We start from the raw sequence: 22,220 nt of genomic DNA, 5'->3' as shown, positions 1-22,220 counted from the left end.
AGGGATTTCATTGCGCACATGGAACGATTATATAGGTAAAAAAATAGATTGCGACTGCGGGAAAGTACATGAATGTGATATGCGGCATGTACATGTAGGTCACGATGCGATCTCTGCAGTAGCGGAATATGTAAAGGAAAAAAAATACAAAAAGATTTGTGTTATTGCTGATATTAATACACAAAAAGCTGCCGGAGAAAAAGTTTACGGAATATTGGAAAAAAATGGTATTGCTTATGACAAATATATATTTTCTGATCATGAGATTGTTCCGGATGAGCTGGCGGCGGGCAGGATCATAACGCATATACCAAACGGATGCGATCTTCTGGTGGGAATAGGATCGGGGGTTATTAATGATCTGTGCCGATTCACGGCACACACCATAAAGGCCGACTATTTTATAATTGCCACTGCGCCATCAATGGACGGGTATGCTTCTGATGTCGCACCGCTCATGGTTGATAATTTAAAAACAACTTATGAAAATATGGGACGTCCGGCAGTGATCGCAGCCGATACAGCTGTTCTGAAAAATGCGCCGATGCATCTGATTACTGCAGGGATAGGAGATATTTTCGGCAAATATGTATGTCTCACCGATTGGAAGCTGGCACACATAGTAAATGATGAATATTATTGTTCAAAATTGGTTGACATGATGTACAGTGCAGTGGCGGATGTAGCTGCGGCAGCTGACAACGGCATAAAAGAACGTGATGAAAAAGCAGTGGGAGCCGTAATGGAAGGCTTGATTCTGGCAGGGATAGATATGAGCTACAGCGGTAATTCACGTCCGGCTTCGGGCAGTGAACATCATATGTCACATTATTGGGAAATGATTTTCCTGCAGCACGGGCATGAAGGCGTGCATCATGGGACAAAAGTAGGTGTGGGAACAATAATAGCATTGCTTTTGTATCAAAAAACAGCTGAAAAACTTAAAAATACAGTAAAATTTGCTAAACCACACTTTGATCAAAACAGATGGGAGGAAAACATACGGCGTGTATATGGTCCTGCGGCGCCGAGTGTGATAGCCCTTGAAAATCGGGTACGAAAAAATGCTGATGAAAATGTGGCTAAGCGTCTTATTATGATCGGAAAACATAAACGGGAAATTATTGAATTGACGGAAAATCTTCCATCCGTTGACAAAATGATTGAGCGCATGAAAAATATAAATGCACCATATCATCCGGAGCAGATAGATGTGACAGCGGAAATGCTCAGAAACGGTATTATCTATGCAAAGGAATTGCGTAACAGATATGGGCTGCTGCAGCTTATATTTGACTGCGGATGGCAGGAAGAACTGGCAGATGCCGTTTGTGCTCAAGTAAAAAAAATAGAATAACAGTTTTAAGTAATCGGCATATTATACAAAAGTCTGATGCCATGGCCAATAAATAAAAATTTGTGTATATTGACAATGGTATTGGTATAGGTTATACTACCACTAATGTCCAAAAGGGAGTAGCTTAAATAGATGAGGTCAACAAACTGGTATTTTACCTGGCCTTATCGTTAGCAAATGCTGATTAGCGAGACTTTCGGCGTGATTTTTATCACACCGGGGGTCTCGTTTTTTTATTTATATATAGAGAGAAAAATTATTGGAGGAATGAAGGAATGACAGCATTTTTAGCTTCGCTGGCTTTTGTGGTTTTGGCAGAAATGGGAGATAAGACACAGCTCCTGGCTATGGCATTTGCTGTGAGGTATCGTTGGCAGACTGTAATGTGGGGAGTATTTGCAGCTACCGTTGTCAATCATCTTTTTGCGGTGCTTATCGGGAATTATCTTACACAGCTGATCCCGATACATTATATTCAAATCGCTGCATCTGTTTCGTTTATAGTATTTGGGTTATGGACGATAAGAGGTGATAAATTAAATGGAGAAGAAAATGCATCTCGATATGGACCTTTTTGGACAATTGTGATTGCTTTTTTTATGGCAGAGATGGGAGACAAAACACAATTGGCTACAATAGCTCTTTCAGCAAAATTCAACACACTGCTCCCAGTATGGATAGGCAGTACCACAGGGATGATGCTGGCCGATGGACTGGGAATTATTATAGGCATTGTTCTGGGGAAAAAGATTCCGGAGCGCACAGTCAAATGGGCCGCTGCAATAGTTTTTATTTTTTTCGGGCTGTTCGGTCTATATGAATCAATAGATAATAGAATGATAGCATTTGGAAGTATTGCTATTGCAATTGCCGTGACAGGAACAGCAATCTATTTTATGTCCTATAGGAACAAGAAGAGTCCTGATAGAAAAATGAAATAGTGATCTGGAATTTGTTCCCGCAGCAATGCAGAGGGAGGCCGTTCTATAAGTAGCGGCCTCCCCCTTTAGGTTTGCAGTCATTGATATAGTATAAAAAGACACAACGTTTGATTTGTGAATATAAATGCATAAATAGATATTGTTACAATATATCCAACATAGAATAAATTTGTTAATATGTTTCTCGATATGTTGTATATGGATTGGATTTGCTGGAATCTCATTAGAGCATACAGCCTGTTATTGCGATTTAGGAAAAAATCAAAAATATAATAATATTATATAAAACAAACTGCCCAGTATAATTAAACTGGAAAAATTGAGTATAGAGTAAGCTTTGATCAATGCACCGCTTTTTTGAGGATGAGCATTATTAAATAGTGTGAATGTTATTATACTAGCCAGTGAGGCAATAGGTGTTCCTAATCCACCGACATTAACACCATAAAGTAGAGCCTGCAAATGGTTTGAAAAAGGAGCCAACATGACTGTACAAGGAACATTACTTATTAATTGACTTAAAAATAAAGCCAATAAATATGTCTGAAAAGCAGTATGCGTCAAATATGGCAAATACATTTTTACCAATGGCATAGCGGAAATATTTCCGATTGCAACGAATAGAAATAAAAAAGTTAAAAGCAAACGATAATCAAGTTTTGTGAGTAAAGATCGTTTGGACAATAATGTGATTATGATTATGCTAAAAACAGTAAAGGTTGTAAAATTAGTGTTGGACATGCTGAGTATAATCAGGACAGTAAATAATGAAATTAAAGAAAAATTAAAGTATTTATCTGTAATTTCTTTTGCAGGGATAGATATTTGGATATATTCTTTTTTTATAATAAAAGTAAGACTTATTAACAGCAGTAGACTTAATAAAAAGAAGGGAAATAATAAAGACAAAAAATTTAAGAAATTCATTTTGTAATATGCATAGATGAACAAATTTTGAGGATTTCCTATTGGTGTAATACTACTGCCTAAATTTGCTGATATTGTCAGCAACACGCAGGGAAAAATAATAGGATAATTGCTGCGTTGAGAAATTACAATTAAAATAGGTATTATAGTGAGTATGGCAATATCATTTGTGATGAACATAGAGGTAAAAAAGGAAATAAGACAAAGTGCTTGTGTCAAACTGCGGTGGTTTTTGCAACTACTTGCTATTCTTACAGCAATGTACTTGAGCATCCCACATTCTTCTATTATCTTTATTACGATCATTAATTCGAAAAGACAAATAATTACATTGAAATTAATGTATTCTAACTTAGGCAGATTTATCATAGAAGTAAAAATAGCACTTAGCAATGAAATTGAAAAAACGATGTTTTTATTAAATTGATTTCTAAGCAAAGACGATAGAACAGTAAATTTTAAAGTCATTTTATAGTCTCCTTTCTGTACGATTAAAAAATAAATCAATCGTCACCATCTAAATTTTTCTTATGTGGAGAACATGATGGATTTACATGTAAAGTCGGATGATCATGTATATGGGGCAAGGGGGCGCCAGGTAAATGATCTTTTAAATGAGGAGGAAGCGGTCTGGTTTCATCAAATTCGTCGCTTAAAATCAATTGTGCTTCGCAAGACGCACAGAGTTTTTTTATTATATTATAAAAAGATATTTTTTCTTCTGATGATAATTCACCGAATAGTAACTCGGCAGGATTAAATTGATTTTGTGAATTTTTTACGATTATTTTACCTGAAGTAGATAAATAAACATGTGTTATGCGCTTATCCGCAATATCTTTTTCTCTCCTTATTAAATCAGCTTTCTCCAATTTATTTAAAAGCTCAGACAATGAGGCCGATCTGATGTCGAGTAATTCCATAAGTTCCTTAAATAATATACCATCGTTATCAGCAATGACATTCAATACACGTATTTGTCCTTGATAGGGAATAAAAGGTGGTTTTAATTTGTAAAGACTTCTTTGATACATTTTGATAAATCTTGTGAATACAGGTAATAATTCATTGACAGAAATTATTAGATCAGTAGTGTTTTGCTTTTCATCTTCCATAAATAAAATTTCCTTCCATTTATAAATAGGTACCTAGCAATATAATGATACAATAATATTACCGTAATTGCAAGGTGCCTATTTAAATTTATATTAGCTTTGTGTTTACACAAAACTTGAAGAACTCTTAGGATGGGTTATGTGTAAGGCCTCTTAATCAAGGTTTCAACTCGGATGTGGATTGTTCCTTGGGTCAGTTATTTACCTACATCAAGGTCAATGGCAGGTTCAAAACTATCTGTGCATTGACCTTGATCTTTTTGCCAGAAAAATCATAGGCTGGAATATGACCTCTGCCCATTCCTATAAATTAATATAGAGTGCGTTGCAAAAAAAAAGAAATAGAATTTTCCGAAATATTTTACAACGGTATTTACAAAAGCAGTAAATGAATATATAATATAACTTGTATATAGTTGTATATAGTCGTTCATAGTTGTATATAACTGATAAACCATGGGGGTAAGCAGGATGCTGGACTTTAAAAAGAATGGCGTAGTGCCTTTATATATGCAGATAGCTGATTGGATAAGAGAAAATATTTATGCGGGCATATGGAAGGCAGGCGAAAGTATTCCTTCCGAATATCAGCTGATGGATATTCTGCGGATAAGCAGAGGCACAATAAAAAAAGCGGTTGAAACTTTAGCTACACAAGGTTTGATATTGAAAATACAGGGGAAGGGCACTTTTGTGGCTGACAGTAATGTGTCCTATTCGCTGGGAACCAATGGGCACGGTTTTTTGTCAATTTCGGAGTCGCTTGACCGCATGGGAATCGATTATGAGACAAAAGTAGTTAAGGCCTGCTTTGAGAAGGCAAATGAAGATATTGCAAAAAAACTGCAGATAAAAAAAGGTGATGCAGTTTTTTATCTGGAACGCATACGCTTGATCAACGGAAATAAGGCAATTTTCATGGAAAACTGGATAAATCCTGTTCTGTGTCCGAACGCGGATAGGAATGATTTTAACAGGAAAACTTTGTTCTCAGTGGTGGAAGGTTCATCACAGCATAAGATAAAATTTATAAAGGGGCATTATGTGGCCAGGAGCATAGGCTGCAAGCGGGGCGCTCTGCTGGGAATAGACAGGGAAACACCGGTTCTGTATGGAGAGCAGCTGGCCCATTTGGATAACGATGTCCCGGTCGATCTTGGAATAATCTGGCTCAGGTCAGATCAGTACTGCTTCAATTTGACTTTGTACAGATGAGTCTTTGTGTGAATCTCAGCGGAGGCAATTTTGTCCTGCGGCTGTGCTTGACTGAATAGAAAGCCGTATACGAACCTGGTGAAGCTGACTTCAGTGCGCAAAATAAATGGTTGACCGCAAATTTTAAAAATTTTTTGAGGTGAGTTGGAAAATGATAGGTATTTTAATTGCTACTCATGCTGATTTCGGACAAGGGGTTATTAACGCGGTAAAGCTCATCACGGGGACCCACGAGAACGTAAAAACGATAGGGCTGAATCACGGGGACGGGATAACCGTATTTGAGGAAAAGGTGTTTTATTATCTGGAGGAAATGGACCAGGGAGATGGCGTTATAGGTTTATGCGATTTTTTGGGCGGTTCACCGTCCAATGCTATGCTCAGATGCATGAAAATGAAAAATTTTCCATGCATCGTGGGAGTAAATATGCCGATGGTGCTTGAGGCCGTTATGAATCGCGGTAATACCGACGTATGGGAGCTGGCTGAAAAATGCCGCACTGCCGGGATTTCTGGGATTGTGTCATTGAATGCTGTTGCACAGAAAATGATGGTTGAGGAGGAAAGCAGCGCTGATTTTTAAATTAAATATAAAGAAAATTCAGAAAGGAGAATTTAAAATGAATATTGAGGGAATAACATTGGTGAGAATTGATGACAGGCTGATACACGGGCAGGTCATGACGTCATGGCTCAATTATACAAGTGCCAATAAAATAATGATTATTGATAATCAGGTAGCGGAAGATCCCTTTATAAAAAGTGTATTAAAAACATGTATTCCGGCAAATGTGAAGCTGGCGACATTTTCTGTGGAGAAAGCAGCGGTCCGGCTGAAAAAAGGCTTTGCCGGTGATAGATGCATCGTGCTTATCAAATATCCGGAAACATTATATGGCTTAATGAAGCAGGGAATAGTATTTGATTCTGTTAATATAGGCGGTATGGGGGTGACGGGAGAAAGAAAAAAATTTTATAAAAATATTTCAATGTCGGAGGAAGAAAAGGCCATGCTTAAAGAGCTTACAGTGAAGGGATCAAAAATTCATGTAAGAATCATCGCTGAGGACAGCGAGACGGATATATCGGGCATGCTGTAAGGATTTTTTATGATAGGAGGCAGGAATATGACTATATCGACCGGACAGGCAGTGGCAATAGGTATTGTTTATTATCTGGGAAATATAGGGACACCGTGGCTGTCCCTGCTGGGCAGCATAAGTGTCGTGTACAAACCGCTGGTCGCGGGAACATTGGTGGGCTTCATTCTGGGCGATCCGGTCCAGGGCTGTATTATCGGAGCGGCAATAAATCTTCCCTATGTTGCGTTTATATCGGCGGGCGGAACGGCGCCGCAGGATCCGGGGCTGGCGGGGACAGTCGGAACGGCATGGGCGCTTGCGGCAGGAGTTTCACCGGCCGCAGCTGTAACAATAGCACTTCCGCTGGGACTTTTAGGGACTATGATATGGGTCTTGCATATGACGCTTGATGTGACATTTGTTCATATGGCTGATAAGGCTGCCGAACGAGGGGATCTGGATAAAATATGTTTTCTGCATGTGGTCCCGCCGCAGCTGCTGATGTTTTTTCTATGCGTGGTGCCGGCTGCTGTCGCCACTTATTTCGGGTCTGAGGCAGTACAGGGAATCATCGCCAATCTGACAGGAACGCCGCTGCATATACTCGAAGTCATCGGCGGGCTGCTGCCGGCTTTGGGGATAGCAATGAATCTGCGTGCCATAGGCAGACCGGGAACCTTGTTGTTCTTTATGGCCGGTTTCGTATTTGTGGTTTATTTGAAGCTGCCGGTTATTGCCGTGGCGGTGCTCGGCGCCGTAATCGCTTATTTTTATACTGTGCTGAGCAACCAGCCGCCGGCTGAGATTGCTGGTGCGGCAGGTGTGGCTGATGACGATGAGGAGGATTTTTGATATGGCGGAAAAGCGTAAAAAATTATCCAAAGGTGATATTGTAAGAGCTTTCTGGCGCTGGACTTTTTTTTCCCATGCCAATTATAATTATGAACGTCTTGAAGCAACAGGTCTGGTTTTTGCTTATAAGCATATAATAAAAAAACTTTACGGTGACGATGAAGAGGCATATATAGCAGCGATCAAGCGCCATATGCAGTTTTTTAACACAGAACCGCATGTCGGCGGTATAATTCCGGGGATCGTTCTGGCAATGGAGGAAGAGCGGGCCAATGGAGAACCGGTCACGGACGAAGCTATAAACGGAGTGAAGACCGGTCTGATGGGGCCATTCGCAGGCATCGGCGATACATTGTGGCAGGGGACTCTGACACCAATACTGCTGGCATTCGGTATAAGCATAGGCTCACAAGGAAATTTGCTGGGACCTCTGGTGTATACTCTTTTGATGTTTGGAATAATGTTTCCGGTGGCATATTTGTGCTGGATGAAAGGGTATGAGCTTGGCAAAGACGGTATAGAAAAAATCCTCGGCGGCAATCAGATAAAAATGATAATAACAGGAGCTTCCTGCATGGGGGCTATTGTTCTCGGTGCATTGTCGGCTCAGTTTGTATCGGTGAAATCCCCGGCTGTGATAGTACTGGGGGCGCTGCAAATGGAAGTGCAGACGGCAGTGTTCGATAAACTGTTCTTGGGAATCCTGCCGCTCGCGGTGACACTGCTGACACTGTACATGCTGAAAAATCGGCAGATGAAGGCGACGACTGTAATGGGGATATTGATAATAATTGGCGCTGTGGGAGGGGCATTGGGAATATTATAAAATATATGGAGGCAGGCTTAATGGAAAAAATGAAGACAGTTGTATTTACGGATGTGAAGAAAGTTCATGTGGAAGAATGTGCAATACCACAGGTGCCTTCTGATAAGATACTGATAAAAGTGGATTCCTGCGCTATCTGTACATGGGAGCAGCGTGTATATCTGGGAATAAAAAAAGTGGAATTTCCTTTTATCGGCGGACATGAGATGGTTGGGAAAATCATTGCAATGGGTGATAAAGTGAATAGGGAGCAATGGCATATAAATGATAAGGCAGCTGTTGGAGTGACGCTGGCCTGCCATAATTGTTTCAGCTGTAAAACTGGCAATGAACAAAACTGCCCCCATTTTGATCACAGCAAGCAGCTGGATGGTCTGCCTCACAGAGGAATGGGCGGGATGAGCTCGCATTTACTGGCGGATCCGGTGAATCTATTTAAATATGATAAGATTTCCGCCCAGGAGGCAACTATCACCGAACCGCTGTCCTGCGTTATTCACAGTGTGGAAACTGCCGACATTCAGCTGGGCGAAGTGGTAGTGGTGATCGGCTGCGGCATAATGGGGCTTTTGCATGTGCTCTTATCTGTGCGGAAGGGGGCGGCTGTCATCGTTTCGGATACCAATGAGGAAAGAACTAAGCTGGCATTGGAATTAGGCGCCAAATATGCGATCAATCCCGTGGCTGAAAATCTTGAAAAGAGAGTCAGCGAAATCACCGGGGGTGTGAAGGCTCAGGCGGTATTTGATACTACACCGATCGGCGAGGTCGTGGAGGAAGCAAGAAAATGCCTTGCCAATAACGGCAGACTGGTGCTCTACAGCTCATTTTATCCGGATAAGCCGATTACCTTCAGTGCCGACTGGGTGCATAAAAGTGCCGTACAGATCATGGGAACCGCCAATTCCAATACACGGGATTTTATAAAAGCTGTTCGGCTGCTGTCATATAAAATCATTGATGTAAGACCGTTTATAAGTGAGGTTTATCCTGTGGAAAGAGTGCAGGAGGCCTTTGAGTCGGCCTGCAGGGGCGATAAATTCAGAGTAGTGATCGATTTCTAAGAATAATTCATGAAAGCCGGGAGAGAAAATGCTGGTAAATTTATCTGATATATTACGCAAAGCAAAGGAAAAAAAATATGCGGTAGGGGCTTTCAACGTCCCCAATCTGGAATCGATAAGAGGCGTGACCGCGGCTGCTGAAGAGCTTGGCGTACCCGTCATACTGCAGCACGCCGAGGTGCATGAAAATTATATTCCGCTGTCTGAAATAGGACCGATCATGCTGATGTATGCTAAAGAGAGCAGTGTGCCCGTAGCCGTTCATTTCGACCACGGCGCCAGCTTTGAAATGTGCATGCGGGCAATACGCCTGGGCTTTACATCGGTCATGTACGATGCGTCGGAAAAGAGCTATGAGGAAAATTTGCGGGAAACCAGTGAAATTGTGCGGATAGCCCATAGCGTAAATGTTTCTGTGGAAGCGGAGCTGGGACACGTATTTACTTCGGCCGTGGGCGGCGGAGAAGGACGCGGTGCGGTCGGAGCAGAGGATTTTCAGTCGCTTGAGGACTGCTATACTGATCCGGCAATGGCAAGGGATTTTGTAGATACCACGAAAGTAGACGCGCTGGCTATTTCTTTCGGCACGACGCATGGTGTGTATTTGACAGAACCCAAGCTTGATTTGAAGCGTATCGCCGAAATTAAGGCCAAGATTGATGTTCCGTTTGTAATGCACGGCGGGTCGGGAGTATCCGATGAGGATTTCAGAACCGCAATATATAACGGTATAACCAAAATCAATTATTACACATACGGAGCTATGTCCGGGGCTGAGGCAGTGAAGAGGGGTGTGGAGGAAGCGGGCGGCAGAAAAATATTTTATCATGATATTGTTAAAATGGGGCAGGACGGTATAAAAGAAAATGTGAAAGCAGCAATGAAAGTATTTTCACTGATATGATGAAACGATAACATAAATTTTTTTGAATCTTTGTTAGATTAAGAAATTTATGTTTTTGCAACCGAAAGGAATTCATTAATTACAAAAGATATCATATGTTTGTGAATTGTTACGCAGGGGGTTATAGGTTGATGAATGGAGAGGGGCGTGGAAGTATAAAAAAACACCAGTTCGAGAAAAATCTCGAACTGGTGTCGTATACAAAGCCGCTTTTATAGAAAAGCACCGAAAATCAGGGCCTATAAATATAAAAAACAATTATATGATACAACTAACCATCGAACAACGGTTTTTTCTTTTTCCGATTGTACGATGGCTTTTACTCTGTTTATTCTATTCTATTTTGGATCAAACTTAAATCAAAATAACATGTTACTTCTAAATAAGCAAATACATCATCATAAGCAAATACATCATCGGATTTCCAGAGAATATGTGGATAGTTTTTAGGGTAAAATGGTGTGTGCATGCAGGTTAAACATTATCTGCTGATTTATACACAGTCAATATTAATTTTTTCTTTTTTGGCAAAAGCCAAATCTTTTTCGCTGATGTCAGTATCTGTTATTAGTTTATGTATTTTGGCAACAGAGCAAACAGGAAAAAGACTTCTATTGCCAAATTTTGAACTGTCAACAAGAACATAAGTGTGCCGGGCAATACTTATGATTTTTTGTTTGATGTTTTTTTGCGGGAGACCAATTGAAGTTAGGCCGTATTCAAAATCTATACCATTGGTTCCAACAAAAGCTTTATTTACATAAAATTGTTCAAGATCATTTTTGGATATATTATCGAGTGTGGCCGGCGGGGTACCGATGACATGCCCTCCCAGCATAAAAAGCTCAATATAAGACAGATTAGATAATGTGGCCGCAGTTGCTATTGAATTTGTAACAACTGAGATAGATTTTTGATTATTTTGGGATATATATTTTGCAAGATAATACGCAGTGGTTGAGTCGTCAATAAAAATAGAGTCCATATTTCCTATATAAGAATAGGCTTTTTCAGCTATTCTTATTTTTTTTTCTTTATGCTGAAAAATTTCTCCCGTTTGAAATTCTATTTTGAAATCTTCGAGTAGTTTTACGGCTCCGCCATAAACTTTTTTTACTAGGTTTTTTTGGTCCAGTTTGATTATATCATTTCTTATAGTAGCTTCTGAACAGTCGAACCTGTGACTTAATTTGGACACACTGACTTCGCCCGACTGATTTACTTCTTTTACTATAAATTCCAAGCGTTCTTTTTGTGTAGACATTATAGTTTCTCCTCACATTATAGTCATGATATATTTTTGATCGTATAAAAATTATTTTTGTTCACAATATTAATGCACATATTTTATAACATCAGGCTGGCATAAGAATCATACATAAATTTAGTATATCATCATAGAACGAAGAATGTATATAGTATATGAAAATGATTTAAATGGAAAATTACATTGAAATAAAATATTGAGTATCAAAAGTAAATAATTTTTAATCAAAAATTATTTACTTTTGATACTCAATATGATAATATTAATTAAAAGCTATATAGCGGCCTATTTGTTTTTGTTTGCAAACCATTATCAGTATTAAGTTCAGGAAGAATAAATTATATCTTGTGAAAAACATGAAAATTTGTAATAGGAGATGACTGAGTGGTGAAATTGTATTTAGGAACTAATTTAAAAATGTATAAAACGATAAGTGCTGTTAAAGCCTATTTAAATGATCTCCAGAAATTGACATCGGATATTGACAGAGAAAAAATGGAAATTTTTGTTTTACCATCATATACTACATTAGCTGCAGCGGTGGATGCTGTTGATAAAAGATATATAAAAATCGGTGCACAAAATATGTGCTGGGAAGAAACTGGCCAATTTACCGGAGAAATATCACCCCTTATGCTGAAAGAGCTTAATGTAGATATAGTTATGGCAGGTCATTCTGAAAGACGCCATGTTTTTGGAGAAACTGACAGTGAAGAGAATAAAAAAATCTTGTCTGCATTGGCACATGGATTTACCGCGCTTTTATGTATAGGAGAAACTAAAGAAGAAAAGCAGTACAATGTCAGCGATGAAGTCTTGCGCAGACAGTTGAAAATAGGGTTATACAATATTGAAAAAAAAGATATAAAAAATGTGATGATCGGTTATGAACCGGTATGGTCTATCGGTATAGATGGTGAACCTGCCAGTGCCGAATATGCAAGGGAAAAGCACGCGATTATAAAAGATACTCTAAAAGAACTTTTTGGCGATGAAGGGACAAGGGTTCCTGTTTTATATGGCGGCAGTGTAAATATGGATAATGCCCGGCAGATTATTTCTGAAAAATATATAGACGGGCTCTATGTCGGACGCAGTGCATGGAAGGCAGAAAAATTCAACGAATTGATACGTTCGGTCAAAGCAGCATTTGATGCTAAATCTAATTAAACAGGAGGGGATTTCAGGTATGGTTCAGAAGATGACAAATTATAGATGGGTTGTCTTGACAGTAATTTTTATAGCTTATACAATAAACTTCGCAGACAGGAGCAATATCGGAATAGCGCTGCCATTTATCTCTGAGGAGTTCCATATTACTAATTTTGAAGCTGGTGCCGTTGCATCGATGTTCTTTTTTGGCTATGCGGTATCTCAGATTCCGGCAGGATATCTATTCACCAAGATGAGTTTGCGAGGCTTGGTTTCTATTTCAATAATAGGTTTTTCTATTATTACTTTTCTTATTGGGACAGCCAGTTCGGCAAGCATGCTTAAATGGCTGCGTTTCGGCTTAGGTTTGACGGAAGGCCCTTGTCCTGTTGGTTTGACATCGACTATAAATAATTGGTTTCCTGCTAAGGAAAAAGCCACGGCTGTCGGTGTATACATCGCTTCAACAATGTTTGCGCCTATAATTGTGCCTCCGTTATGTGTATGGCTGGCAACGACATATGGCTGGCGCTCTATGTTTATCGTTTGCGCCGTTCCCGGATTTATAATGGCTGCTGTGTGGTACTGGCTTATAAGGGAACGTCCGGAGCAAAGTGAATCTGTTAATCAGGCGGAGCTTGATTATATACGAGAAAAAAATATAGATGAAAATAATCAGAAAATAGAAAATGTTTTTAAATCTATGGGACCATTGGATAGGCTGATTCGTGTTAAAGAAGTTGTCAAATTGGAGAAAAGACTTGATGTTTTTAAATCATGGAATATATGGGGAGATACTCTTGCATACTTCATGATGGTCAGCGTTCTGTATGGATTGATGACATGGATACCCACTTATCTGGTAAAAGAAGCCGGTTATTCTTTCACTAAGATGGGGTTTGTGGCGGCTGCACCGTGGATCGGCGGTTTAATAGGAGCTATATCCGGCGGATATATATCGGATAAGATTTTCAAAAAACGCCGCAAACCTACGATGCTCATAACTGCAATATCTACAGTGATAATGATGATAATAATGCTGAATATTCCCAATAGCGTAATGGCAGTTGCTTTATCTTTATTTGCTACCGGGCTTTTGCTGAATGTCGGTTGGCCGGCATTTACGGCATATCCCATGGGCTTAACAAATCAAAAAATATATCCATTGGCTATTTCGGTAGTGAATACTGGAGGAAATCTGGGCGGTTTTTTTGCACCGATGATAGCAGGTGCATTGCTGGATATGTACGGAAACTTTAACACTGTATTTATGTATTTTGGTGTGGCCGCGTTGATTGGTTTTATTTTAATATTAACTTTGGATGAACCTATGGGGAAAGCGGTTGATAAAGTATCAGATTGATAAATAATACTTGAGACAGACTTACTATATTGGTCAAATGAAGTAAGCAGCGAAATGGGATGAATATCCGGCGAATCATAAATTGCTTTTTCATAACAACGGCGAAGGGTTCCGCTGCTTATTTCTAAATTGTTATCTGTTTGCAAATATATTTTCGGGGGAAATGAAATGATAAAATGGGGCGTTGTTGCCGATGATCTTACTGGTGCAAATACTGCGGCGGCACTTTTGACCAATAGCGGCTTTAGGACAATTACGACAGTGGATCACAGGCATATTTCGGAATTTTTGGAAGACAAATATGATGCAATAGTCGTTAATGCAGCCAGTCGCACTCTGAATGGGGAGGATGCACGAGAAAGAGTACGGTTCTGTACAAAAATTTTGTATGATTATGGGATACGTCATTTTTCCAAACGTATAGACAGCACTATCAGGGGAAATCTGGGAGCTGAAACGGAAGGGATGCTCGATGCTTTGCCGGAAGATACCATAGCATGTGTTGTTGCGGCATTTCCTGCCTCTGGCAGAATAGTAGTAGGGAATTATCAATTAGTGAATGGTGTGCCGGTTCATTTAACAATGGCTGGTGCTGATCCGGTAAAACCTGTGCGAAGCAGTCTGATGGTGGACAATTTTAAAAATCAAACAAAATTGAAAATAGGTTGTGTATCACTTAATGACATAACGGCAGGAATTGAAAATACCATAGCGGCTATACAGGAAAATATAGATCACGGTAAAAAAATAATTATTTTTGATGCAATAACATTCAATGATATAGATATTATTGCAAAGGCTATGTCATCATTTGACCGACCGTGGATCGCCGTAGATCCGGGGCCGTATACACAAAAAGGATATGAACTTTTAAATGGAAAGAAAAAGAAGAAATTTAATGGGAAAATATTGATAGTTGCCGGCAGTGCTTCCAGTCTCACCCATGAACAGATGGCTTTTTTGCACGCGCAAACAGATGCAAGAATAATTTCAATTGATATAAGGCGTTTTATTGATTCGGATGAACCTATACCGGAAGAAAAAATAATAGCAAAAAGAGTTGTCGGCTTATCCTATCTCAGCGATGTTATCGGGTTCAGAGTTGAAGGGGATAGTGATATGTTTATTAATATTAATATTGAAGCTGCCAAAAGGGGAATAAAGCCTGACGACATAACAAGGCGGATAACACACGGTTTGGCCAGGATATCATCGCTCATACTGTCGATGGGAATTGATAATTTGAAGGGAATTTATCTTACGGGAGGTGATATGACGGTGGCATTCTGTGAAGAATGCAATGTGAAGGCTTTGGAACTTAAAGGTGAAATACAACCGCATATATCATATGGTTTTTTAGTGGGAGGAGACAGTGATAATCTTCCCATTGTTACTAAAGGTGGTTTAATAGGAGCACCGGATACAGTTTTGACCTGTATAAAATATTTGTTAAATCAATAAATAGCTATATGTGGCTGGAAAATATTATATATGTGAATTACCAATGAAAAGGGAGCGTTAAATTATGAAACCGATAATTGCGATTACAATGGGAGATCCGGCTGGCATAGGCCCGGAAATAGTTTTAAAGACTTTGAATAATGAAGAAATATATGAAGAAGTAAGGCCTTTTATAATTGGTAATGTAAAATTTTTGGAAAGAGTTTCTCAGGTAGTGGATAATAAATCCGTATTCAATATAATAAGTTCACCGGAAGAAGGTAAATTTAAATTTGGTACAGTGGATATTTTGAATATAGACAATGCGGATACAGAGGAAATTCCCTGCGGCGTTATAAGTGCGAAGGCCGGTGCAGCAGCATATGATTACATAAAGAAATCCATTGAACTGGGGCTTGAAAAAAAAGTTGACGGGGTGGCAACCGCACCAATTCAGAAAGAAGCTATTCATATGGCGGGTATTCCTTATATAGGACATACAGAAATGTATCAGGGGATTACAAACAGCCCGGATGCATTGACGATGTTTCACGTCGATAAGATGCGAATTTTCTTTTTGACAAGGCACTTGTCACTGATAAACGCTTGCAAATATGTAACATATGACCATGTGCTGGAATTTATAAAAAACAGTGATAAGGCAATGACTCAGCTGGGAATGCCGAATGCACGTTTGGCATTAGCTGCTCTAAATCCGCATGGCGGAGAAAAAGGATTATGCGGCGATGAAGAAATAACAGCATTGCAGCCGGCTGTTGAGACAGCAAACAAGAACAAAGTTAATGTATTTGGACCTATTCCGGCAGATTCTGTATTTCGGCTTTTTGAATTGCAAAAGTGCGATGCGGTATTGTCGTTATATCATGATCAAGGACATATTGCTGCTAAAGTACATGATCTGACAAGAACGGTCAGCATTACTGTAGGCTTACCATTCATCAGAACATCTGTAGATCATGGAACAGCTTTTGATATAGCCGGTAAAGGAATAGCAAGCGCCAAAAGTATGGAGGAATGCGTAAAAGTAACAGGCACATATGCAAAATCTATACGCCGTTATGAAAATAACGGCACGGGGGCAAAAAAGTGATCACTAAATATTTTATTTCGGGATTAGAGACTAAAACAGATAAAGAAACTATAGAAGTTTTAAGCAACATTTTAATTAAGAATGAAGAGGTTTTACCGGCATATACCTCATCTGTCATTGAAGCAGAGATAAATTTAGCAACGGGGATAGATTTAAATAATATTTCTATCGCCATACCACATACCAATAATGTAGAATTGATTAATAATACGGCAGTAGCAATAGGAATTTTGAAAAAACCTGTTTCATTTGGTTCCATGATAGTGGTAAGTGAAACAACGCCAGTAAGCATAGTCTTTTTACTGGCTGTCAAGGGGATCAATGAACAATTGGCTGTTATTGCGAGATTGATGAAGGCTCTTCAAAATGAAGAATGGGTAGATGATTTTTGTAAGACTTCATCCGAAAATGACATGAGGTTAATTTTTGACAGAATAGATATTGATGGTGAAAATAAATAAAACAAAACAAAAAGGACAGCAGCGGTTAATCTTGGGAAGAGATACGCTGTTGTCCTTTTTGTTTTGATGATTTAGGTGGTTATTAATGTTGTAAATATTATAAAAGTGGGATAACTTCTTTTACGGAGTCAAATATAAGATGAGGTTTGACTTCGGAAGATTCCACATCTTCAAGCTTGGTTTCACCGCTGAGTACGAGCATGCTATAAAGACCGTTATTTTTACCGGCAGCTATATCGGTATAAAGTCGGTCGCCTACCATGATGACTTTGTCGGCGGAAGTATGAAGCCTTGACAGTAAATACTTAATAATATCGGTATTGGGTTTGCCTATGATGCGATCCGGATTTCTGAAGGCTGAAGCATTTATAAAAGCATGAATAGCACCGGCATCTGGTATAAATCCAGTTTTAGTTGGACAATTATAATCTGGATGGGTAGCTATATAAGGTAAACCCGCTCTCACAAAATCGCAAACTTTGCACATTTTCTCATAATTCAGTGAAGTATCAAAAGCTGTGACTACCATATCAGGGGTTTTATCATCAAGTAAAATTCCCCCTTCTTCAAATTCTTCCTTCAGCAAATCATTTCCCAAAAGAAAAACTTTTTTTCCAGGATAATTTTGTTGCAGATAGTAAACTGTTGCTTGTCCTGAAGTGACTATTTTATCTAAATCAACATCTAGGCCCATTTTATGAAGTTTATCAACATAATTTTTAGGATTTTTGGATGAATTATTGGTCAGAAATATATATTTTCGACCGGATGCTTCTATTTTCTTTAAAAAATCCTTTGCACCATCTATCCAATGATCGTCAAGGTAAATGGTACCATCCATATCAAGTGCAAAACAATCAATATTTTTTAAAATGTTGTTTTTATCTTCGTTTGTATTCGCAAACATTTGTTTACACCCCTTTGGTTACTTTCCGTTTATGCTTAGAGTATAACCAATAAATGATGCCTTGTCAAATTATTATTTAAAAATATTGAAATTTATATATTAGCATACTGTTTAAATATTTATATATTCTTTTTTAGAAGCAAGGTAGACAATTTTTTTCCGGATAATAGGCAATAAGGCTGATTATATAAGGAACTTAGGAAGTTTTACGAACAATAATTTAGGAAAAAATATTACTTATGATGTTGAAGCAATGAATGTATTATGTATTAATAAATGTTTTTGCAATAAGTTAAAGGGATGATTTTTTATTGAAAAAGTCTATTCAATAAAAAGTTTATAGCAAAGAATCAATTGTGATAATGTACCAAGGTGGTTTAGAAAAGTATAAAACGGAAATAAGTAATGTAAATTATAAAAAAACACTTGATTTTTAAAAAAAGTTTGCTATAATAAATGTAAATAACGGTAAACATCATATAAACGATAAAAAACAAAAGAAATAAAAATTAAAGCATTTTATCTTCTGATTTTGCTCAAAACGAATGTCCGATCTAAAATATAATTACGGGGACAATTGAGAAGAGCAAAAAATCTTATGTATATCAGGAGAAGGGATGTTTTCATGGTCAGAATGAAGAAAGGATGAATTATATGAAATTAGTGGCACAAGCTGTTGATAAGATGAATATTAATGATTTTATTGGCAAAAAAATTGAATGTGAATGCGGACGCGGACATTATATGAACGTCGATAAGGTAATTATCGAGAATGGTGCTATAAATAAGATCGCTGATGTAATCGGCGAATATAAAAGTCAGCATCCTCTATTGATAGCAGATACACATACATACGAAGTAGCCGGTAAAAAAATAGAGGATATTTTAACGAAAAATGGTGTTGAGTATAAAACTTTAATCTATCAGGTAGAGAGAGATTTAGTTCCGGATGAACAGGCTATGGGCAAACTAATTCTGGCTGTTGATGATTCAATCGACTTCCTTGTAGCAATCGGCTCCGGTGTATTGAATGATTTGACTAAATATATAAGCCGGCGCACCGGAGTCAAATCAATGATCGTGGCTACGGCTCCCTCAATGGATGGTTTTGTTTCAGATACATCTGCCTTGACAATTGACAATTTAAAGACTAGTGTTTCATGTGAATTGCCTAAAGTTATTCTTGGCGATATAGATATATTGAAAAAAGCACCGGAACGAATGATTTTAGCAGGTTTGGGTGATATGATAGGAAAGTGTTCGGCTCTTATCGATTGGCAGTTGAGCCGGATCATAAATAATGAATATTATTGTGAAGCAACTGCCAGAATATCGGAAGATGCTATTCAAAAATGCGTAGAAAATATAGACGGAGTAAAAACACGCACCGATGCGGCAATCGGCAATATTATGGATGGACTTTTACGTACCGGGATTGCCATGAGTTATGTGAATAATTCGCGTCCTGCATCCGGATGCGAGCATCATCTGTCACATTATTGGGAAATGACATTCTTGTTCCAGGGAAGAGAGGCTCTCTTACACGGAACAAAGGTTGGTCTTACAAGTATTATCGCCGGTAAACTTTATGAAACCTTTGCGCAGGAAACAGTGGATTTTGATGAAGCTGTTGATAAAGCAAAGAATTTTGACGAAAAGAAATGGGAAGCTGAAATAAAGGAACTTTATGGAAAAGCAGCCCCCGGTATTTTAAAGAATGCCAAAAAAGACAATAGAAATTCAATAGAAAATCGTCTTAAGAGAATTCAAACTATAAAAGAAAAATTTGCTGAAATATCGGCTTTGGTAAAGACAGCAAAGACAGCGGCATTTATTGAAGGCATTATGAAACGTGCCGGAGCTCCTCTTCGTCCGCAGGAAGTAGGGATTGATGAAGAAATAGTTCACAATAGCATGCTGGTGGCTAAAGAAGTGCGCCAGAGATATACTATCTTGAATATGCTTGCTGATTTGGGGCTGACTGAAAAATATACTCATATTATAGATGATTTCATTAAGCAATAAGCGTTAATATACCGCAGAATGCGGGTGTACTGTTTCTCGCATTCTGCAGTAATAGGAGAAGAGTATGGAAAAAGTATTGTTCGTTGCGTTTGTCTTGTATATTGCCCAATGTTTTTTTATGTATATACAGATGAATCATTTTAAAGCTACGGTAAGAGAATTGATGAGTAAAGGGCATGTTGGCATAGGCGTGCGAAAGCGGAAAATGTCCTCAGGCAATGTTGTCGTTTTGGTAAGTGATGATTCGGGAATGATAATTGAAGCAAAACGGATGAAGGGTATGACCTTACTTGCCAGATTTAAAAATGTTGCCAGATGGGAAACTCGGGACTTTAGAGAGCTCAGACAGGAAGCTGAAAGTGAGAAAAAAAAGGATAAGGCATTGCTGCAGGCTTTGGAAAGTCTGGAAGAAAAGTTGAAAATAGCCTAAAAAATGTTTTTCAATAAATAGTTAGAAAATTTGTAATATCTTATTTATAAAAATTAATATAATTATTACAATGATTGTGCAGCAACAGGAAAATTAACTGCATAAGCTGTGTAGTCTGCCAGACGGTTTATGCAGTTAATTTTCCAATAATAAAAGGGAGTAATATTTTTATATAAAAGAATTGCCCCATATAAGTAAAAAATGTTGAGGAGGAACAAAGATGGATGGAGTAACAGGAATTATGCAGTATCTGGGGGTTCTGGCAGCAGGATTTATCGGCCTTTTTCATAAGGGCGGTGAGAGTTTTGTCGGGATGGTCACAGGCATGCTGCCAACATTGATAGTGCTCATTACGGCTATCAACGCGTTCATAAATGTTTTGGGACAGGACAGAATAAACAGGTTCGCACAATTGACGAGCAAAAATATTATTTTGCGGTACACAGTATTTAACGTAATAGCTATGTTTTTCCTAGGAAATCCGATGGCATATACATTAGGCCGTTTCCTGCCGGAAAAATACAAACCGGCATTTATGGATTCATGCATTACTTTTTGTCATCCGATCACAGGCCTTTTTCCGCATGCCAATCCGGCAGAACTTTTTGTATGGCTTGGGATAGCAAACGGGATCACCCAGCTGGGACTGCCGACGAGCGAACTCGCTGTGCGCTATTTCGTTGCCGGTGTCATAGTAATATTGATACGCGGCATCATTACTGAAAAAATCACATTGTATATGATGAAGAAAAAAGGCATGCAGGTATAAGGAGGATATAAAAATGGCTAATGCAGTAAGAATAGAAAAAGGGCCAAACGGATTCGGCGGACCGCTGACCGTAAAACTGGAAGGCGGCCGAAACAAAGTTGTCTATATAACCGGAGGAGAAAAACCGGCAATAGCAGACAAAATAGCAGAAATACTGGGAGCAGAACTGATCGACGGATTTAAAAACGGCGTGCCGGATGAAGAAATAGCGGTAGCGATAGTAGACTGCGGCGGGACCCTGCGCTGCGGCATATACCCGAAAAAAGGCATTCCCACAGTAAACCTGACACCGGTGGGAAAATCAGGCCCGCTGGCAGCATTTATAAATGAAACAATATATGTATCTGATGTAAAACCGGCAGGAATAAGCGCAGTTTCGGCAGACGGAGCAGTAAGCAGCGCGCCGGCACCCGCGGCAGCACCCGCAGCGGCAAAACCTGCGGGACCGGCAAAAACAGAAAAAGGAAACATACTGACAAGATTCGGCAAAGCAGCCGGCGGAGTAATAGCCATCTTCTTCCAGGCGGGACGTGATACCATAGACATGGTAGTAAAAACGATACTGCCGTTCATGGCCTTTGTCAGCATGATAATAGGACTTATAATGGGATCGGGACTGGGAGACTTCATAGCAGCCCATCTGTCACCGTACGCAGGCTCACTGCCGGGACTGTTTATCATATCAGTGATCTGTTCACTGCCGATCCTCTCACCGATGCTTGGCCCCGGTGCGGTCATCGCGCAGGTCATCGGCGTACTCATCGGCACACAGATAGGAGCCGGAGCCATTTCACCGCAGTTTGCCCTTCCGGCCTTATTTGCCATCGACTCACAGGTAGGCTGTGACTTTATGCCTGTAGGACTCAGTCTTATGGAAGCAAAACCCGAAACGGTAGATATCGGGGTGCCGGCTATACTTGTGTCGCGTGCTGTAGGCGGACCTATCGGCGTCATCGTGGCTTATTTTGTCGGTATCGGATTATTTGCATAATGTTTTTAAGAAGATAATAAC

Annotated in this window: 22 protein-coding genes; 18 read left to right on the top strand and 4 right to left on the bottom strand. The window is 39.2% G+C overall.

Features of this window, described 5'->3' with window-relative positions; genetic code table 11:
- The first annotated feature begins 10 nt into the window (after positions 1-10).
- A complete protein-coding gene (locus I6758_RS09510) occupies positions 11-1,357 on the top strand; it encodes a sn-glycerol-1-phosphate dehydrogenase (RefSeq protein WP_231038617.1) in 1,347 nt (448 codons plus the stop codon).
- A 275-nt stretch (positions 1,358-1,632) separates the two neighbouring features.
- Positions 1,633-2,298, top strand: a complete 666-nt coding sequence (locus I6758_RS09505; RefSeq protein ID WP_196605029.1) for a TMEM165/GDT1 family protein — start codon at positions 1,633-1,635, stop codon at positions 2,296-2,298.
- A 261-nt stretch (positions 2,299-2,559) separates the two neighbouring features.
- Here I6758_RS09505 and I6758_RS09500 read toward each other — a convergent pair whose 3' ends face one another.
- A complete protein-coding gene (locus I6758_RS09500) occupies positions 2,560-3,693 on the bottom strand; it encodes an SLC13 family permease (RefSeq protein ID WP_196605028.1) in 1,134 nt (377 codons plus the stop codon).
- 35 nt (positions 3,694-3,728) lie between these two features.
- Positions 3,729-4,340: a MarR family winged helix-turn-helix transcriptional regulator gene (locus I6758_RS09495; protein ID WP_196605027.1), complete on the bottom strand. Its 612-nt coding sequence runs from the start codon at positions 4,338-4,340 to the stop codon at positions 3,729-3,731.
- Between the two features lie 471 nt (positions 4,341-4,811).
- Between I6758_RS09495 and I6758_RS09490 the strand changes: the two genes are divergently transcribed.
- From I6758_RS09490 to I6758_RS09460, 7 genes are all read left to right on the top strand, one after another.
- A complete protein-coding gene (locus I6758_RS09490) occupies positions 4,812-5,555 on the top strand; it encodes a GntR family transcriptional regulator (protein WP_196605026.1) in 744 nt (247 codons plus the stop codon).
- A 151-nt stretch (positions 5,556-5,706) separates the two neighbouring features.
- Positions 5,707-6,138: a PTS sugar transporter subunit IIA gene (locus I6758_RS09485; RefSeq protein WP_196605025.1), complete on the top strand. Its 432-nt coding sequence runs from the start codon at positions 5,707-5,709 to the stop codon at positions 6,136-6,138.
- 37 nt (positions 6,139-6,175) lie between these two features.
- Positions 6,176-6,655 (top strand): PTS sugar transporter subunit IIB, encoded by a 480-nt coding sequence (locus I6758_RS09480; protein ID WP_196605024.1) that lies wholly within the window; start codon positions 6,176-6,178, stop codon positions 6,653-6,655.
- A gap of 27 nt (positions 6,656-6,682) precedes the next feature.
- Positions 6,683-7,489 (top strand): PTS mannose/fructose/sorbose/N-acetylgalactosamine transporter subunit IIC, encoded by an 807-nt coding sequence (locus I6758_RS09475; protein ID WP_196605023.1) that lies wholly within the window; start codon positions 6,683-6,685, stop codon positions 7,487-7,489.
- Position 7,490: 1 nt separating this feature from the next.
- The gene (locus tag I6758_RS09470) at positions 7,491-8,315 is read left to right on the top strand and encodes a PTS system mannose/fructose/sorbose family transporter subunit IID (protein ID WP_196605022.1); all 825 of its coding nucleotides are present in this window, start codon (positions 7,491-7,493) and stop codon (positions 8,313-8,315) included.
- A 20-nt stretch (positions 8,316-8,335) separates the two neighbouring features.
- Entirely contained in the window at positions 8,336-9,379 is a 1,044-nt protein-coding gene (locus I6758_RS09465) for a zinc-dependent alcohol dehydrogenase (RefSeq protein WP_196605021.1), read from the top strand.
- Positions 9,380-9,407: 28 nt separating this feature from the next.
- Positions 9,408-10,283, top strand: coding sequence for a class II fructose-bisphosphate aldolase (locus I6758_RS09460; RefSeq protein ID WP_196605020.1), 876 nt, complete (start codon positions 9,408-9,410; stop codon positions 10,281-10,283).
- 493 nt (positions 10,284-10,776) lie between these two features.
- Here the strand turns inward: I6758_RS09460 and I6758_RS09455 are convergent, their stop codons facing one another.
- Entirely contained in the window at positions 10,777-11,547 is a 771-nt protein-coding gene (locus tag I6758_RS09455) for a DeoR/GlpR family DNA-binding transcription regulator (RefSeq protein ID WP_196605019.1), read from the bottom strand.
- A 387-nt stretch (positions 11,548-11,934) separates the two neighbouring features.
- Here I6758_RS09455 and I6758_RS09450 point away from each other — a divergent pair, with 387 nt between their 5' ends.
- From I6758_RS09450 to I6758_RS09430, 5 genes are all read left to right on the top strand, one after another.
- A complete protein-coding gene (locus I6758_RS09450; protein WP_196605018.1) occupies positions 11,935-12,720 on the top strand; it encodes a triose-phosphate isomerase in 786 nt (261 codons plus the stop codon).
- Positions 12,721-12,739: 19 nt separating this feature from the next.
- The gene (locus I6758_RS09445) at positions 12,740-14,065 is read left to right on the top strand and encodes an MFS transporter (protein ID WP_231038616.1); all 1,326 of its coding nucleotides are present in this window, start codon (positions 12,740-12,742) and stop codon (positions 14,063-14,065) included.
- A gap of 168 nt (positions 14,066-14,233) precedes the next feature.
- Positions 14,234-15,526: a four-carbon acid sugar kinase family protein gene (locus I6758_RS09440; RefSeq protein ID WP_196605016.1), complete on the top strand. Its 1,293-nt coding sequence runs from the start codon at positions 14,234-14,236 to the stop codon at positions 15,524-15,526.
- A gap of 64 nt (positions 15,527-15,590) precedes the next feature.
- Positions 15,591-16,616, top strand: coding sequence for a 4-hydroxythreonine-4-phosphate dehydrogenase PdxA (pdxA, locus tag I6758_RS09435; protein ID WP_231038615.1), 1,026 nt, complete (start codon positions 15,591-15,593; stop codon positions 16,614-16,616).
- On the top strand, positions 16,613-17,077 hold the full coding sequence (locus I6758_RS09430) for a PTS sugar transporter subunit IIA (RefSeq protein ID WP_196605015.1): 465 nt from the start codon (positions 16,613-16,615) through the stop codon (positions 17,075-17,077). The genes pdxA and I6758_RS09430 overlap by 4 nt, the downstream gene beginning before the upstream one ends.
- 97 nt (positions 17,078-17,174) lie before the next feature.
- Here the strand turns inward: I6758_RS09430 and I6758_RS09425 are convergent, their stop codons facing one another.
- On the bottom strand, positions 17,175-17,984 hold the full coding sequence (locus I6758_RS09425) for an HAD-IIA family hydrolase (protein ID WP_196605014.1): 810 nt from the start codon (positions 17,982-17,984) through the stop codon (positions 17,175-17,177).
- 654 nt (positions 17,985-18,638) lie between these two features.
- Between I6758_RS09425 and I6758_RS09420 the strand changes: the two genes are divergently transcribed.
- From I6758_RS09420 to srlE, 4 genes are all read left to right on the top strand, one after another.
- Entirely contained in the window at positions 18,639-20,009 is a 1,371-nt protein-coding gene (locus I6758_RS09420) for a sn-glycerol-1-phosphate dehydrogenase (protein ID WP_196605013.1), read from the top strand.
- 64 nt (positions 20,010-20,073) lie between these two features.
- On the top strand, positions 20,074-20,439 hold the full coding sequence (locus I6758_RS09415) for a transcriptional regulator GutM (protein ID WP_196605012.1): 366 nt from the start codon (positions 20,074-20,076) through the stop codon (positions 20,437-20,439).
- A gap of 241 nt (positions 20,440-20,680) precedes the next feature.
- Complete coding sequence (gene srlA / locus I6758_RS09410) at positions 20,681-21,208, top strand: PTS glucitol/sorbitol transporter subunit IIC (RefSeq protein WP_196605231.1); 528 nt, start codon at positions 20,681-20,683, stop codon at positions 21,206-21,208.
- 13 nt (positions 21,209-21,221) lie between these two features.
- The gene (gene srlE / locus I6758_RS09405) at positions 21,222-22,199 is read left to right on the top strand and encodes a PTS glucitol/sorbitol transporter subunit IIB (protein ID WP_196604290.1); all 978 of its coding nucleotides are present in this window, start codon (positions 21,222-21,224) and stop codon (positions 22,197-22,199) included.
- The last annotated feature ends 21 nt before the right edge of the window (positions 22,200-22,220 follow it).

Origin of the sequence: Pectinatus haikarae, from assembly GCF_015732185.1 — a bacterium.
Taxonomy (GTDB): Bacteria; Bacillota; Negativicutes; order Selenomonadales; family Selenomonadaceae; genus Pectinatus; species Pectinatus haikarae.
The sequence above is the reverse complement of the archived record's forward strand: the minus strand, read 5'-3'. Positions and strand labels throughout refer to the sequence as shown.

Excerpts from the sequence above, each read along its gene's own strand:
- I6758_RS09440 (WP_196605016.1), top strand. The coding sequence starts at position 14,234 with ATGATAAAATGGGGCGTTGTTGCCGATGATCTTACTGGTGCAAATACT.
- I6758_RS09445 (WP_231038616.1), top strand. The coding sequence starts at position 12,740 with ATGGTTCAGAAGATGACAAATTATAGATGGGTTGTCTTGACAGTAATT.
- I6758_RS09475 (WP_196605023.1), top strand. The coding sequence starts at position 6,683 with ATGACTATATCGACCGGACAGGCAGTGGCAATAGGTATTGTTTATTAT.
- I6758_RS09490 (WP_196605026.1), top strand. The coding sequence starts at position 4,812 with ATGCTGGACTTTAAAAAGAATGGCGTAGTGCCTTTATATATGCAGATA.
- I6758_RS09465 (WP_196605021.1), top strand. The coding sequence starts at position 8,336 with ATGGAAAAAATGAAGACAGTTGTATTTACGGATGTGAAGAAAGTTCAT.
- I6758_RS09470 (WP_196605022.1), top strand. The coding sequence starts at position 7,491 with ATGGCGGAAAAGCGTAAAAAATTATCCAAAGGTGATATTGTAAGAGCT.
- I6758_RS09485 (WP_196605025.1), top strand. The coding sequence starts at position 5,707 with ATGATAGGTATTTTAATTGCTACTCATGCTGATTTCGGACAAGGGGTT.
- I6758_RS09425 (WP_196605014.1), bottom strand. The coding sequence starts at position 17,984 with ATGTTTGCGAATACAAACGAAGATAAAAACAACATTTTAAAAAATATT.
- pdxA (WP_231038615.1), top strand. The coding sequence starts at position 15,591 with ATGAAACCGATAATTGCGATTACAATGGGAGATCCGGCTGGCATAGGC.
- I6758_RS09505 (WP_196605029.1), top strand. The coding sequence starts at position 1,633 with ATGACAGCATTTTTAGCTTCGCTGGCTTTTGTGGTTTTGGCAGAAATG.
- I6758_RS09460 (WP_196605020.1), top strand. The coding sequence starts at position 9,408 with ATGCTGGTAAATTTATCTGATATATTACGCAAAGCAAAGGAAAAAAAA.
- I6758_RS09495 (WP_196605027.1), bottom strand. The coding sequence starts at position 4,340 with ATGGAAGATGAAAAGCAAAACACTACTGATCTAATAATTTCTGTCAAT.
- I6758_RS09500 (WP_196605028.1), bottom strand. The coding sequence starts at position 3,693 with ATGACTTTAAAATTTACTGTTCTATCGTCTTTGCTTAGAAATCAATTT.
- I6758_RS09415 (WP_196605012.1), top strand. The coding sequence starts at position 20,074 with ATGGAAAAAGTATTGTTCGTTGCGTTTGTCTTGTATATTGCCCAATGT.
- srlA (WP_196605231.1), top strand. The coding sequence starts at position 20,681 with ATGCAGTATCTGGGGGTTCTGGCAGCAGGATTTATCGGCCTTTTTCAT.
- srlE (WP_196604290.1), top strand. The coding sequence starts at position 21,222 with ATGGCTAATGCAGTAAGAATAGAAAAAGGGCCAAACGGATTCGGCGGA.
- I6758_RS09480 (WP_196605024.1), top strand. The coding sequence starts at position 6,176 with ATGAATATTGAGGGAATAACATTGGTGAGAATTGATGACAGGCTGATA.
- I6758_RS09420 (WP_196605013.1), top strand. The coding sequence starts at position 18,639 with ATGAAATTAGTGGCACAAGCTGTTGATAAGATGAATATTAATGATTTT.
- I6758_RS09455 (WP_196605019.1), bottom strand. The coding sequence starts at position 11,547 with ATGTCTACACAAAAAGAACGCTTGGAATTTATAGTAAAAGAAGTAAAT.